This is a genomic window from Methylocystis suflitae (genome assembly GCF_024448135.1).
Taxonomy (GTDB): domain Bacteria; phylum Pseudomonadota; class Alphaproteobacteria; order Rhizobiales; family Beijerinckiaceae; genus Methylocystis; species Methylocystis suflitae.
The window spans coordinates 1-704 of sequence record NZ_JAMRYX010000001.1; the positions used below are offsets into that span (position 1 = coordinate 1).

General features: G+C 52.7%; 1 pseudogene. It reads right to left on the minus strand.

Annotated elements, in window-relative coordinates:
* Positions 1 to 227 (minus strand): annotated as a pseudogene (locus NEI07_RS19525) (N-acetyltransferase); the annotation flags it as partial.
* Positions 228 to 704 lie beyond the last annotated feature (477 nt).

Sequence of the window (704 nt, forward strand, 5' to 3'; positions counted from 1 at the left end):
AAAACGTCATCACCTAATCGTAGCCCATCCCAAAGCTGCACCCCGCTTTTCACCGTGACGCGGTCGCCAATAACTACGTCGCTCTCGATTAAGCACTGCGCGCAAATATTACAGTCCTCTCCAATTTTAGCTCCCTTTACGACAACGACGAACTGCCAGATTTTCGTCCCCGCTCCGATTGATGAGGACGAAACGTCGGCGAGAGGATGAACGAATGTTTCTTTCACGAACACCTCAGTAGTTTCTGTGCGCTGAGACCAATTGCGGCTATGCCTTCAGTTGACATGGGTCAGACCACGAAATCGCCTCGAGATGACCGTCTTTGAGAATACGCGTTGGCGTGTAGCCCAGGTTCGTCTCGCATTGTGAGCACTTCCCGATTCTCAAACATACACTTATTTAATCATGTCGCTCACTCATGCTCCCGCTCTCTGCGGAGGCACGTTGAAATTGTCGAACATCAACGTTGTCATGCATTCCCCTTGCGAGCTATAAGAGTAATGAATTCCAGACGGTGGGTTGCAACTAAGGAGGGCAACACGCGAACACGCGTTGAACCTGACAATCCACACGAAGGCCTGTGGAGCGAATGCCCCGCAGCCATGGCCAGGCTGTCTGTATGCATCCATTGCTGAACGGCAGTGCGACGCTTCAACGCGATGCTCTCGAAACCGCACGCAAAGAGCAGTGCCCTCAGGCTCGCC